Source organism: Oceanobacillus sp. Castelsardo (assembly GCF_001659985.1).
GTDB lineage: Bacteria > Bacillota > Bacilli > Bacillales > Amphibacillaceae > Oceanobacillus.
On record NZ_LYCS01000018.1, the window covers coordinates 1 to 14,079 of the forward strand.

The 14,079-nt window shown below is 32.7% G+C and carries 16 protein-coding genes; 3 read left to right on the forward strand and 13 right to left on the reverse strand.

The genetic code is table 11. The features are described from left to right. Window positions 1-164: 164 nt before the first annotated feature. Window positions 165-1,634 (reverse strand): ATP-binding cassette domain-containing protein, encoded by a 1,470-nt coding sequence (locus A9178_RS18060; RefSeq protein WP_231889891.1) that lies wholly within the window; start codon window positions 1,632-1,634, stop codon window positions 165-167. Window positions 1,635-1,659: 25 nt separating this feature from the next. Here A9178_RS18060 and A9178_RS19450 point away from each other — a divergent pair, with 25 nt between their 5' ends. After that, window positions 1,660-1,878, forward strand: coding sequence for a hypothetical protein (locus tag A9178_RS19450; RefSeq protein ID WP_231889889.1), 219 nt, complete (start codon window positions 1,660-1,662; stop codon window positions 1,876-1,878). A 736-nt stretch (window positions 1,879-2,614) separates the two neighbouring features. Here the strand turns inward: A9178_RS19450 and A9178_RS18070 are convergent. The 10 genes from A9178_RS18070 to A9178_RS18115 all read right to left on the reverse strand — a co-directional run bounded on the left by A9178_RS18070 (window position 2,615) and on the right by A9178_RS18115 (window position 10,358). Next, complete coding sequence (locus tag A9178_RS18070) at window positions 2,615-2,923, reverse strand: DUF3784 domain-containing protein (protein ID WP_068677791.1); 309 nt, start codon at window positions 2,921-2,923, stop codon at window positions 2,615-2,617. Window positions 2,924-3,342: 419 nt separating this feature from the next. Then, window positions 3,343-4,041 carry a lysozyme inhibitor LprI family protein gene (locus tag A9178_RS18075; protein ID WP_068677793.1) on the reverse strand — a complete coding sequence of 233 codons (699 nt, stop codon included), beginning with the start codon at window positions 4,039-4,041 and terminating at the stop codon, window positions 3,343-3,345. Window positions 4,042-4,258: 217 nt separating this feature from the next. Further along, window positions 4,259-4,486, reverse strand: a complete 228-nt coding sequence (locus A9178_RS18080) for a DUF3923 family protein (RefSeq protein ID WP_068677795.1) — start codon at window positions 4,484-4,486, stop codon at window positions 4,259-4,261. Between the two features lie 270 nt (window positions 4,487-4,756). Then, complete coding sequence (locus A9178_RS18085) at window positions 4,757-5,176, reverse strand: HIT family protein (protein ID WP_231889890.1); 420 nt, start codon at window positions 5,174-5,176, stop codon at window positions 4,757-4,759. Between the two features lie 220 nt (window positions 5,177-5,396). Next, the gene (locus A9178_RS18090; protein ID WP_068677799.1) at window positions 5,397-5,873 is read right to left on the reverse strand and encodes a hypothetical protein; all 477 of its coding nucleotides are present in this window, start codon (window positions 5,871-5,873) and stop codon (window positions 5,397-5,399) included. Between the two features lie 254 nt (window positions 5,874-6,127). After that, the gene (locus A9178_RS18095; protein WP_068677801.1) at window positions 6,128-7,528 is read right to left on the reverse strand and encodes a HAMP domain-containing sensor histidine kinase; all 1,401 of its coding nucleotides are present in this window, start codon (window positions 7,526-7,528) and stop codon (window positions 6,128-6,130) included. Beyond that, entirely contained in the window at window positions 7,513-8,208 is a 696-nt protein-coding gene (locus A9178_RS18100) for a response regulator transcription factor (RefSeq protein ID WP_068677803.1), read from the reverse strand. The genes A9178_RS18095 and A9178_RS18100 overlap by 16 nt, the downstream gene beginning before the upstream one ends. Further along, window positions 8,201-8,899 (reverse strand): BsaG family lantibiotic immunity ABC transporter permease subunit, encoded by a 699-nt coding sequence (locus A9178_RS18105; RefSeq protein WP_068677805.1) that lies wholly within the window; start codon window positions 8,897-8,899, stop codon window positions 8,201-8,203. The genes A9178_RS18100 and A9178_RS18105 overlap by 8 nt, the downstream gene beginning before the upstream one ends. Then, the gene (locus A9178_RS18110; protein WP_068677807.1) at window positions 8,896-9,651 is read right to left on the reverse strand and encodes a lantibiotic immunity ABC transporter MutE/EpiE family permease subunit; all 756 of its coding nucleotides are present in this window, start codon (window positions 9,649-9,651) and stop codon (window positions 8,896-8,898) included. The genes A9178_RS18105 and A9178_RS18110 overlap by 4 nt, the downstream gene beginning before the upstream one ends. Further along, entirely contained in the window at window positions 9,648-10,358 is a 711-nt protein-coding gene (locus A9178_RS18115; protein ID WP_068677810.1) for a lantibiotic protection ABC transporter ATP-binding subunit, read from the reverse strand. The genes A9178_RS18110 and A9178_RS18115 overlap by 4 nt, the downstream gene beginning before the upstream one ends. A 299-nt stretch (window positions 10,359-10,657) precedes the next feature. Here A9178_RS18115 and A9178_RS19745 point away from each other — a divergent pair, with 299 nt between their 5' ends. Next, window positions 10,658-10,801, forward strand: coding sequence for a hypothetical protein (locus A9178_RS19745; RefSeq protein WP_369801998.1), 144 nt, complete (start codon window positions 10,658-10,660; stop codon window positions 10,799-10,801). Window positions 10,802-10,861: 60 nt separating this feature from the next. Then, a complete protein-coding gene (locus A9178_RS19750) occupies window positions 10,862-11,119 on the forward strand; it encodes an ATP-binding cassette domain-containing protein (RefSeq protein WP_068677812.1) in 258 nt (85 codons plus the stop codon). A gap of 478 nt (window positions 11,120-11,597) precedes the next feature. Here the strand turns inward: A9178_RS19750 and A9178_RS18125 are convergent, their stop codons facing one another. Together A9178_RS18125 and A9178_RS18130 are read right to left on the reverse strand one after the other, a co-directional pair. Next, complete coding sequence (locus tag A9178_RS18125) at window positions 11,598-11,927, reverse strand: 6-aminohexanoate hydrolase (RefSeq protein ID WP_068677813.1); 330 nt, start codon at window positions 11,925-11,927, stop codon at window positions 11,598-11,600. Next, window positions 11,920-12,156, reverse strand: a complete 237-nt coding sequence (locus A9178_RS18130) for a helix-turn-helix transcriptional regulator (protein ID WP_068677815.1) — start codon at window positions 12,154-12,156, stop codon at window positions 11,920-11,922. The genes A9178_RS18125 and A9178_RS18130 overlap by 8 nt, the downstream gene beginning before the upstream one ends. Between the last annotated feature and the right edge of the window lie 1,923 nt (window positions 12,157-14,079).

The following is a 14,079-nucleotide window of genomic DNA, read 5'->3' on the forward strand; positions in this document are numbered from 1 at the left end:
TAGTAGAGATAAAGTGGTTAGAAATAAGGAAAGCCTATCATTCAGCAAATATCCTTCATTAATGAAATAGGAATGTATCTTATTACTTTCAAATTGCAAATGAGAAATGAAAAAAGACTGGATCACAACTAATCCAGCCTATAGTTGTTCAGGTTTAAATCATATTATAAATACTGTCCCGTTAAAGAGTTTTTGTTTTTCATTATCTCTTCTGGAGTTCCTTCTGCCATAACTTGACCGCCCGCTTCTCCACCTTCTGGGCCTAAATCAACTACCCAATCCGAAGCCCTAATCATTTGGCTATTATGTTCCACCATAATAACGGTATTTCCAGCATCTACGAGACGATTCAATAGTTTTAATAATTGGGTTACATCATTTGGATGTAACCCAGTTGTTGGTTCATCCAGTAAGTAAAGGGAACGCTTATTTCCTTGTTTTAATAGTTCTTTTGCTAATTTTAACCGTTGCCCTTCTCCACCAGAAAGTGTTGTTAACGTTTGTCCCATCTTCAAGTACCCTAAACCTATCTCATCTAGTAATTCGAAAATCTTTCTAACCTTCTTCTCTTCTTCAAAGATTTCTAAACAATCCTGTACAGAACTTTCCAGTACATCATTAACGGAATATCCATTATATTTTACCGATAAAATATCTTGTTTGAATCGTTTGCCATGACATACTGGACAAACAACTTCCATCTCTGGGAAAAAGAGCATATTCGATGTAACAAATCCTAGACCTTGACAGTTTTCACAGCGGCCACCTGCCGTATTAAAGGAAAAATGCTTCGCTGTGAGGTTCCTATCTTTCGCTTCTTTTACTTTCGCAAACATATTTCGTATAGGCGTAAATACATCCATATATGTTGCTATATTTGATCGTTTCATTCGGCTAAGTGGAGATTGTCCAACAATGATTGTCTGATCAAATTGATCTAGACCTGTTACGCTCTCAAATCCATGATGAATTTTATCATTCCCTTTTGCTAACGCCTCAAAAACAAGAGAGGATTTCCCTGAACCAGACACACCTGTCACAGCCGTTAGACACTGAACAGGAAATGTCACAGTGACATCTTTTAAATTATGTACGGTTGCATGATGAACTGTTATTTTTTCTCCACTTCTTTCTCGATAAGTCTCTTTCTTTTCTTCCTCTTCTCTTAAATATGTTCCAGTTATAGAGTTTTCCTGCTCCATCAATTCCTCGATGGTACCTTGTCCAACAACGGTTCCACCTAGAGTCCCCGCTTTTGGCCCAATATCAATAATATAATCGGCTTCTTTCATGACATCTACATCGTGCTCGATCAGTAAAACAGTATTCCCTAAGTCCCGTAGTCTCTTTAATACACTCACTAAACCTAATGTATCTTTAGGATGCAATCCCACAGTTGGTTCATCCATGATGTAAAGAACACCAGTTAATGCAGAATCAAGAAGAGCTGATAATCGTAGTCTTTGAGCTTCTCCTCCAGAAAGTGTGATTACTTGACGATCCAATGTTAAATATCCGAGCCCAATTTTTTTAATTCGAGACAGTTTCGTTTTCAAATCTTGAATAAAGTTTTCAACGATTAAATAACTAGCTTTGTCTAATTCTTTCTCGAGATGTATGGTCCACTTGAGCATTTTTTCCAAGGAGTGATTCACTAGTTTGGGAATCGTCATACTTTCGACCATTACATTTCTACTCGTTTCATTTAATCGGTCACCCTCGCAATTATTGCGAAAAGCTGGACTTACATTAGCCGAGGATAATTCTGTCTTTGATAATATAATTGGGTATTTCATTGAAAAAGGAATTTATGATCCAATTGAAATTGATGAATACTTAGTTGAATTTGGACAATCACCTATGTTTTCCGTTGCATAAAGTATTGATTTATGATTTTCAATTAAATAATAGAAGAGGACGGTAGCCCTCCCCCTTACTTATTCAGTTTGTCTTCTCATCAAATTGAATCACAACAAAACACTTTATTAAACTGCCTGTATTTATTCTTATCAGAAGAATAAATACACCATGAGGGACAAAAAAGACCGGTTCATTAATAGAACCAGCCCAGGGTTTTGAATAACTTTTGATTGAAAAAAATGATTTAATACCGTTTGAATCCACAATGGACTGCTCGTTAGTTTCCCCGTTTACTTTTACCATTGGATATCAACTATATAGCATTGGGAACCGATTTTTAACGTTGAGAAGAAGAATGTAACAGCTACATATAATAGAAAGAAGAATAATGATATAAGAAAATTGGTTTTACGCCAACATACGACTTAATTAAATTGTAATGGAAATTAATAGAGAAAGTAAATTGAGAAGAACATAAAAACACCTTGCATATCTATTTATAGAACCAATTAGACAGTATATATTAATCTTTTTTATTCTTAATCATATTCTCTATCGCCTTCTGAGTCAGTATATATTCTCTTTCAGAATGAGGACTTTTCTGAAAACGATATAGATTGTTCTCAAATTCTATTTGTTTCTTTTTGTACACGCAAGATTTCTTTTCAATTGTCTGCCAATAGGCATTAAAAACATCCCCTTCTACCCCCCTACCTGCTTCGCAATAACTTTCAATTAATTACGAGATTCTATTCTATTTTTTAAATCGGTTTCCTGTATTTGTGTAAACAAAAATATATACGATTAAGCCGATAAATAAAATTAATCCAAAAGTAAATAACCATTTGATTTTGTACATATCACTAATAACCCAAAGTATCATACTGAATGATAAAGCAAACATCATTTTCCCCATAAACTTACTCAATGCAACCTTATCATATTTCTCTTTCTCTTCTTCTGGCAGTGTATTAAATCCCGCAATCAATGAAGAACCTTTACCATTAAATAAAAATATTCCAAGTATGACAAATAAAATAATGATGGAGATTGTTCCAATCATTCCATTCCTCTCCCCTACCACTTACTCTTCTTTATACGTTTAAATTAAGAAGTATTTAATCTTTAACCAACCTATTTTTTAGTAAAGAAGGGCACCAAGAATAACACACATTTATCATTCTTTTTTGTCCCTAATATAAATACCTCAAATTTCTCCACGCTCTTCGTATCTGAACCAATTGTTGGCTCATCAAGTAGCCAATAATCTGCACCGCTAACACCTACATAGAAAGTAATACTTTCTGTTTCATACCTAGAGAATATTTAAACTAGAAAAACTCGCACAAGCAATAATTTAAAAGCATCTTGAATGCTAATTTTAAGATTTCTATTGAGTCGGCATTAAAGTTCGCCATGTGCACACTGAATCAGTGACTGGACGAAATAGAGAATCAATTACTAGTTAGCACTGGGGAATTATTACATATAATTATCAACTAATTCATAACATCTGTCTTCTGTAAGATTTGCTAACACAGTCACATATTCTAAATGTTCCTGCGTACCGCCTTTATATTTTAGGGATGCCTCTAGTGCAGAATCATCTCTTAGTTCTATCCAATTGTGCTGTTCTTTTCTCAGTTGGTCCATCTCTTCCGTAGAAAGTTGTTCCTCTAGGACTCCATAAACTTCATTCAGCAAATCATCCCAAATATCCCATCTATCGTTTTCCACTTTTTTTAAAGCATATGTAGAAGAATCTAATGCTTCCAATTCTTCCGTTACTTTTTTAGTATTATTTAGTTTTTGGAGATACTCCTCCTTTTTACTTTCCATCACTTCATTATCACTATTATTGGACTTTGAAGGCTGTTCAGCCTTTGAATTTGCAGCTATATTTGGGGAGGTTTCTTCTTGTTCATTTGATTCGGTGTCATCAGCACTTTCTGAAGCGTCTACCGTTGTATTTTCACCTTCATTTGTTGAGTTTATATTTGATGAATTATCACTTATTGAGTCTACATTTGATGAATTATCATTTTCTGTTTGAGTCAAGCTACTATTTAACGACTGGTTCTCCAATTCAGTATCTGATTCAGCAGACGAACTTCCACAAGCACTCAATACCCCTATTACTATTGTTAATAATACTGTTAAAAGTTTACGATCATTTTTCATTATTTTACTCCCCTTTGCAGTTATACCAATATCTTAACATTCCAATTGAATACTTCATTAGACCGGTATGTTGAAGAATTTCATTTACTTACTTAGCTTCTGAAAGATTCAAAAGATAAACTATATCCATTACTTTCAGGATATGCAGGCCGCTTTTCCATCATTCAAAAGTACAATTTGACTTTACCCTTGATGTTCAGCAATCGCACCGGTTTGCCTAATTCTCCCTAGCCTTTTTCAAATTAAAAATCAGCCATATAATCTGAATAATTAATGGAATTATAAATGCAATTAATAATACTATAAATGAAACTAGTTTTAACTCAGGTGTTTGAGTAACACCTGCACCATCAACCTCTCTTGTCCAGACAACAAATGACCCCGCCGCAAAAAGGACAATCCAAATAATGTTGGCGATCCACCAAGAGACCCATCGTTTTTTCAAGTTATCATTCCTCCCCATCTCCTGAACAGTTTGGTCCGATTGCTGAATTGCAAGACTCCAATATACCAACGTAATTGTATCACTTTTTTATAAGTTTTCGAACCTTATTCAAATAATCATTCTTTTTATAAATTATCAATCTATATTTCAAACCTGTAGTATGTACCTTAGATATACGGCCTTTGAAACGATTCATTATATACATGCCTTAAAGAAATAACATTCCGTAAAGTTGCCGTCGAATCACTCATTAGAATTTGGACGACTCATTTATTCATTATACAAATAGCTATCTATCCACGACTTCAGCTTTTTGGCATAAACTAAGCGTTTATGGGGATTAGTCTGATATCCTTTTGTGAAATAAAAAAAGTCTCTCTTATATCTAGGATAAACGTGGAGATGATAATGCCAGACATCCTGGCTACCGGCTGGCTCATTATGCTGACGAGTAGTAATGCCATCACAACCATATGTATCCTTCATTGCGTAAGCAGTAAGTTGAGCCGCACGATGAATTTCAGCTGCATATTCTTTGGGGAGTTCATAAATATTTTCGAAATGTTTATTAGGCACTATGAGAACGTGTCCTTTATTGTTTGGCCACCATTTACTAGCTATAAAGGCTGTTACATAAACATTTCGGAATATCACATCCTCTTGTTTGGTTCCTTTATCGGGTACATCCAATCTCGAAGCGACTTGACAAAAGGGGCACACATAATCTTTTGGCCTGTGATACTGTTTTAAACATCTTTCTCCACCTCCTATAATCATTTACTATTGTTAATAATATCGTTAATAATTTCCATTTACTTTTCATACCTTTAATCTCATTTGACAATCATACCAATACCTTAAATGCCATGTGAATTGAATATTTCCTTGCATCAATATGTTGAGGAATTCATTAGTTTGCATAGTTTTTCAAAAAAACGTGACTTTCGTTTCTTTCTATTTGGAAATCTATATCATCTTCTTTTTTAAGAATATAACCACCATCTTTATAATTACCAGATTCAAAAGATATACCATATCCATTATTCTCAGGATATCCATATAAATAGCAGACGACTTTTCCATCATTCAAAAACACAATTTGACTCATGCCCTCATTTACTGTTTCACTTATAGTATCCCATCTATACCCTATGGTTTTGTATATAGCATCTTTCGGGGTATATGGTTCAAAGGAATATACCACATCCCATTCAAATGGTGTTACATCTAATAAGTTTATTGTTTCAACGGAATTTTCAATTGAAAGCACTTCTTCTTTTAATAACGCTTCGTTTATATTCCATAAATCCTTTTTAAATAAATTTATTATGATAGCAATACATACTATACTGAATACGATGATCACTACTGTTTTTTTAGATTTCACATCCACATTCCCCTCTCAAACAGTAATTTTCATTTACTATTCCCCATTATATTCCAATAACCTTTTAGCGATTAACCCACTTATATTATCTCTCTCTTATCCTTTCCTTAATAGAAGTGGTGTTTGAGATATGACGCCCTCCCCCATTAACCTACTTCTTTTATTAGTTCAACAAGAGAGAGTGCTTATATTTCTTTAAGGAAAATACCCGTTAGCACAACAAACTATTTTCTGTTTTTCAGGATGAAAAAAAGTTACTTTTCTAGAGGCAATACGATTTCAAATCTAGCACCAACTAATTTTACAGGATTTGCTATTTCCAATGTACCACCCAAAGATTCGATTATTTCTTTTGAAATATATAAACCCAAACCTGAGTTCCCTTTCGAGTTTGATCTAGATGGATCTTCTCTATAATGTTTTTTAAAAATATCTTTCCAGTTTTCCTCTTTAATCCCTTTTCCAGAATTCTCTAAAGCAAATAAAAGCTGATTATTTGATTGACTTACTATGAATATTATTTCCCCACCATCTGGTGTATATTGAACTGCATTAGAAAAAATATTCTGTAGGACCCTACCAATTTTTAAATAAGGAACTTTTATATTCATATCTGTTTTTGATTCAAATGAATAGTTAATTGACTTATCATTTATTAATGATTTAAAATCTGATTCTATTTCATTTATTAAATCGGAAAGTATTGTCTCGTCCTTTATAGCAATTGGATTTCTAATGCTTCCTGCAATGTTCATATTAGCTAATAAACGATTTGCTTTGGCTACATTTCGAGTGATTATATCCAAGTTCATTTTTTGGTCCTCACTTAATGACGGATCATTTGTTAGTGATTCTGAACCCAAACCAATAAGTGTTATCGGTGTTTTTAAATCATGTGATAAACTCGACATCATTACTGCCCATTCAGAGTCCTTTTTCCAATTTTCATATAATGACTTTTTTAATTCTCCTTGCATCTGTCTAAAGGATCTCGCCAGTTGCCCTATTTCATTATTGGAATCATATATTAAATTAAAATCAAGGTCTTTTTCACTGATTTTATGGGCTGCTGTCATCAATTCTTCCAGTGGAGCCTTAATTCGTTGAAATAGCTTATTAATATAGTATTTAGAAAAAGCAATAAAATAGATAATCGGAGATAGAAATATCAAAAAAATGATTGCCAACATTATGTAACGATAGTATTCGCTTGAAAACGTTGCTTTTAACTGATAGGAGTATACCCATACTCCATCTACTTCGTCATTCTTATTAATTGGAATAATTTTATGATAATATCCATCGCTGGAAATAGTTGTATTAATAACTTCTGGAATTGATTTATCTTGAAAAAGGGAGTTCAAACCTGCATAGCCAGAAATCATTGTTCCATCCATAGAAAATTCACTTAAATAGACATCTTTATTTTGTTTTTTAAAAAACTCGTTATCATCCAAATATCTTGTAGTATTTTCATTCATCTTTAAACTGGCTTCAATCGCCACATTTTCTGCATGGTTGGCTGGAGTAATTTCACGCATCAGGTACGCAATTAACGCACTAAAAACTATAATTGTTAACACAGTCATAATTACCGTCCACATAATACTTTTCGTGTAAAGTTTTCTTATATCCTTACTTAATGATTGTTCCACTGATAGCCGATCCCCCACACAGTTTGTAAATAATCATGTTTATAGTCAATTTTAACTAATTTATGTCTTATATTTTTCACATGCTCGACAACAGACTGTACATCCCCTGTACCATCAATCCCGTTAATATGGTCGTATATTTGTTCCTTTGTAAATACTTGTCTAGGAGAAGATAATAACAATACAAGTAATTCATATTCCTTTTTCGTAAATGAAATAGCATCACCTTTAAAAGAAATTTGTCTCGCCAATAAATCAACTTTAAGTTCATCAATAAAAATTTGCTTCCTTTTTTCCTTCTCATAGGAATATAGAAAGCGTTCTTTCATATTAAAAATAGCTTCAATTTTCAAGGTTAACTCTTCTAGAGAAAACGGCTTAGCTATAAAATCATCACCACCAAGTGACAATGCTTTTATACGAGTCATCTCGTCTGATGCAGCACTGATAAATACAATTGGACAATCTACTTTTTGGCGAATACGTTCGCAAACTTCTAGCCCACTCCATTTTGGCATCATGATATCCATGAGTACAAGATCAATGGTAGTATTTATTTTATCAATAGCGTCTTGTCCATCAATTGCTTCGAAGATTTGATACCCCTGTTTTTTTAAATGCAAACTAATTAAATGCAGCATATCTTCTTCATCTTCAGCAACTAAAATTTTCTTACTCATTAATCACTCTACCCTCCCATCGGTTGAACCACCAAATAATAGAAGCTAACAGTAAACCACTAAATAAAAAGAACATGCTAAAAATAAAAAATGAAAATTCATTTGATATATCTATCACATATAAATATCTCGTCCCATAAAGTAAAGGAATGTAACTCCATATTGTATCACCCAAACTATTTGCTCCAAACAAAACTAAGAATAAACTGAAAAAGATACCTATACCTAAACATAAACTGGTATTAATTTTAAGAGCAACAAACCACGAAATAATGATAATCGGCAGGGAAAATAATGTAGTTAACAGAAGGTAATAAATAATATATTGATTAAATGTACTACCAACCAATAACCACAATGGCACACTACTAATGAATGTACTGATACCAACAGAAAGCCATGAGATAAACAACATATTCATCAGCCATTTATCACGGCGAGGCAACTGTAACAAATGATTAAAGTGTCCAATTTGTTCTTCATACTGTGTATATAAGCTAATCATTAAGGCAATTCCAGTAGGCAACATGCAATTATAATATAATACGTATGCAGAAAATACTTGTAGGGGATCATTATATCTACCTAAATACCAATATAATAGGAACCCATATAAAATTGGTAAAGCTACCATTACGATTACCCAATTTGTATGAATTAATTTCAAAGTTGTTGCTTTTATTAAATTCATTTCATCACCTTTTTCTTAAAAACAACATTGAATAGAATGGATAGTAATACAAAGTAGACAATACTGCTAACAGTGCTGATCCCTAATATGGAAGAATCTAATAATGGACTTTCAGTTTCAATTTGAGTACCATTCGGATGAATCCCCATTGTTGCGGCGGGAATTCGAAGCATGTTCCCCCAAGGGGTTAACCAAAATGTCGAATAGGGTGCTAACCAGATTACACTAATCAAGGCTCCTAATAAGTTAGTTATAACGGTAGGAATTGTACCGAAATACTGCGAAAGAACAAAGTTGAATGGTATCAGTGGCAAGAAAGCTAAAGTAATTAAAAAGGTTGTGTAGATAATATTCAAAACGTTTGGCATCTCATTAAAAGTAAATAGGGATCCCCCCAGAGCAATTACTATAATTATGATAGAAGATAAAAGTTGATAACCCACCATATTTATTATTTTGGAATACCATGCCTTAGACAAAGACAGATTATTGGAAATTATCGTTTTATAATTACCGCTCTTCTTTTCCAGACTAATGTTTAAACTACATGCGATTGCCTGACCAATTGGCAAGAAGACTAACGGCCATTGATTAAATATCAGAGCTAAATAGGCATTAAAACTTCCTGATTTCGTAACAAATAGCGAGGTATAAATGCCGAATAGCCAGAAACATAACGGGATAAACAATAACAATCGTATAGATATAGATCCCTTCATTTTCAAACTTTCAGCTCTTAAATATCCAGTCATGACAACATACCTCCCCTTTGATTAGTTGTAATATCAAAGAACAGTTTTTCTAAATTCTCTTCATGATTATTCTCTCTTTCGTATTCTAAAGTACCATTATGAATAATCCCAATTGTATCTGACATTAATTGAATTTCAGATAGAATATGGCTTGATATCATAATTGTAATACCGTCTCTTTTTAGTTCATTTAATAATTGACGTAACTCTTGAATTCCCATGGGATCAAGACCATTACTCGGCTCATCAAGCACTAATAATTTGGGTTTTTTAATTAAAGCCATTGCTATGCCTAAACGTTGTTTCATCCCCAAAGAAAAGTTTTTAACTTTCTTCTTACCAGTGTTCGCTATATTAAGTCTAACCAAAACAGGATTTATTTCAGTTAATGGAATATTAGCTTGTAAACAAAATACTTTTAAATTATCATAGGCTGTTAAATTCCCGTAAATAGCTGGTCCTTCAATTAAAGAGCCAATCTGATGTAAGTTCTTTCTACTCCAATTTCTTTCTTCAAATAATACATTTCCAACCGATGGTCTAAAAATGCCACATATTATTTTCATAAGAGTAGATTTACCAGCACCATTCAGACCAAGCAATCCATAAATTTCCCCATACCTTACGTTCATATTAATATTCTTCAACACAGTTTCTCCTTTGAAAACTTTTCCTAATTTGCGTGTTTCTAGCATATATTCAGACATTAGATATCATGCTCCTTTCTGATGATACCTATAGTCTATAATTTAATTATAAGGAATTTATAAGGAACCTGATATTGGAGTACAAAATCAAAAAATATCGTATTATCGTGTTTAAACAACTCTACAATATTTGTTGGCCTATGAGATTTTTTATAAATCTTATTATTACAGATAGTGATAGGTAAGGGGTTGAAGTATAAAGGTACAACTGTGAAAATTTATCTTTCATTATAATTTTTAAGATTCTTTTTATTTGACATTAAGTTTCATTGCCTATACTTCGTTAAGAGGTGATGAGAATGACAAATATAATTGATACTTCCCAACTAACCAAAAACTATAAGAGTACAACGATAGTCAATGAAATAAATATATCCGTTGAACAAGGAGATATCTATGAGTTTTTAGGGGGAAATTGGAAGTTAATCGAATGGATATTTTAAAAGAAGTTGGTTCTTTAGTTGAATATCTTCTTTTTATGGGAATTTAACAGGATATGAGAATTGGGAGGCTATTCCCCCCGTTTACTTCGAAGTGATGACGAACATAGAATTAATGAGATTCTTCGGATAGTAGGCTTATTAAAGGCTAAAAACAAATTAGTAAAAAACTACTCATTGAGAACAAAACAACGTTTAGGTATCGGGATTGCATTAGTAGGTTCTCCTAATCTACTAATCTTAGACGAACCTACTAATGGACTGGATCCGGCAGGCATTCAAGAAATTAATGAATTGATTAAAAAGCTCATTTGGTTTTAATTTTAATACTTCCGTACAAACTATCCATGCTATAATTGGATTAATTTACATCTGTACTGACGTAAAATCATCAATCGAATTCTTAGAATAAATCAGATTTATTTAATTAAATCATCTTTGGCCAACTGCCCCTAAAGTACAATAAGTTCTACGTAAAATAGCGTCATTCCTTCTTGAATTACCCCCAGTTAATTCAAGAAAGCTGGGCTGTAAATAGCTTACAAAACCTTCTACAATTTGATTATATATACTCTCTACTTTTCTTTCATCCACTGTCAACAGTTTTCTATCTTTCTAATCCACTTACCATCAACCATTACATGTTGAACTAAATCCTCTTTACGATAAAACAATAAATTGTGGAGGTAATTGGAAAAATCACCATTGTTTAGCATCGGTTCGGTTTCTTTATGACAGCTTTATCTTTTCTCACGTTACTGAAAAAAGTAACCCCTTTTAAACAATCTATTGTGTAAGACTATTTAAAATCCTTTCTATAAAGACTAAAAGCATAAATTGCACCGACTAAAAATACAATCGCTTGAAATAGAATAAGGAATTGACGGAAGTATTCGATATCACTATCAACTAATGTAATGAAAATGCCATTCATAATGATTTGTGTAGTAAACATACAAGAAACGATTTTTAGATAAATAGCATTTGTTCTTTCATCAGGTCTACCAAATTTATTTCCGATATAAAAAAGCATAAATAGTGATCCTGCATATAAAACCATCGTTAATCCCACAATAACATTGAAGTTATATGAGCTTTCTAACATCCAATTATTAAGTACATCAATCATTATTATCACCCTTTCTCTCGTACGAAAATAATTCGTTAATATCCACACCAAAAAAGTTAGCTATTCTAAACGCTAATAAAAGAGAAGGAGAATAATTATTCTTTTCCATTACAAATATGGTTTGCTTAGAAACTCCAACAGCATCAGCCAACTCCTTTTGTGACATTCTCCTTAACACTCTATGTTCATATACTTTATTTACAATAGAATCTCCAAAGTCTTCTTTCACAGCTAACCCCTTCCTTTTTTCTTACACATATATTATAAATATTAGTTTAACAAAAGTAAAGTAAACTTATATTAAATAAAATAATTATTATCTTTTATTAAAGTTTAAACTCACATTTCGTATTACAACAAAAAGATTAGTTTCCGATCATTGAGAAACTAACCTTTTCGGAGATTTTAATCCATATTTTTTAAAATGCACCTCATCTTATACTAACCATCCCCGTTATTTAAAGCACAGTCTTTCACAAGATCTTATGATTCAATTCTAATTTTGCTATAATTTTCAATTAAACAAATTCACTTGAGATTACCTCTTCTTTACTCTTCCTGTTCTGTTCTTTTTATTTTTATTTTTAAACCTTTCATATCCAAAACCTTTTTTTCTCTATTTTTTTATGGTTAGCAAGTTTATTGGAAAGGTATTGAACATCACCTAGAACTAATATTGAAGAGATTAGAGTGATACTAGAAGAGTATTGAACAAAAGAAAGAATACTAGATCCCTTATTGTATATTACCTGATTGATTTGTTCGGAGTAAAAAACTATTGAATGAAGTTTGAAAAAACCATCACTTATAAACTCATAGTACGAAAATACTCTATACGAATGCCTTTTAAAGGAGCATAGGATACATTCTTTGCTCTTCTCTCACTTTTTACATAATGGATAAAATATCACAAAATCAACTAAATTTCGTCCCTCTACCTACTATATGTATCTGTAAGTTAGTTCTTCCCCACCCAATTCCCCCTTAATCCCTTCTCTCCCAAGACTTCAACCCTTCTTTTACTCCTGAAGGCAATGGAACTTAGTTCTTCCCTCAACCGACTGTTTTTCCCCTCTTTTTCTGTTCTGGGTTGTATAGAATATTCGGACATTGTAACTAAGTTCTTCCATAAAAGAGAGAAGAATTTAGAGAAAAGACATGAAGAAAATAATAAAATGATATTGGAAAATGATTGAATAAGACGGTTGGATATCCTTCGGATTGATATAGTTAGGAAAGCAACTGGTAAGATATTATACACCGATTGAACTAACGATTGACAAGGGATTGGAGGGATATTGGACATAAAGAAAACAGGACGAAATAATCCGCCCCGAATTTGTATTGATTTTGTATTGGCAAAACCGATTGATTTATTATTGAAAAAGCATTGGAACATTGTGTGCTTCCGTTCTTCTCTCCGCCCTCTTTTTTCTACTCCGATACCAACTTAGTTCCATCAGGGAAGAACAAAGTTACGTGGGGAAGGAGAGAGTTACAGGGACATAACAACTTCCACTTAGATTCGATATTTTATTCTACAGTTACACTTTTAGCAAAGTTGCATTATAAACAACAGAAATACTTTCTCTTATCTCCTATTTCCAAATCTTGGTTGGAAGCATTACAAACCCAACTAAATTTCTTTTCTCTACTATGTACAACCATAATAAACATCTCCGAAAACCCCACCCCTCCAACCCGCATTCCACCGTTTCAGTTAAAATAAAGTTTTGCTACGGAACCCCCATTTTCACACTTTTTTGGTTCAAAAATGACCGTTTTTCGGGCCTTTTTCGGCTGTTTTTTCATGGTTTTTTCGGAGTTATAATAGAGTTTTGCTAAATAATGGACAGAAGAATTGGAGAGAAAAGAGACCAAGAAGAAAGATAAAAATAGTGGATGGATATTGATTTTTTATGGAAGTTATATTGAGTTAGACATTGGATAAACCCAGTAATATCAATGGGTTAGGAACATAACTGTATTAAAAAGATATTGAAAAAGTAATGAAAAAACTCGGGCTCCTGTTGAGGAAAACCCGAGAAATTATTGGACTTGTATTGAAAAAGCAAAGGTTTATTATTACAGAATTGGCGGTGAAGTTAGCAAGAGTTTATTATGGTTGCCAAGAGATTATTATTGATCTACA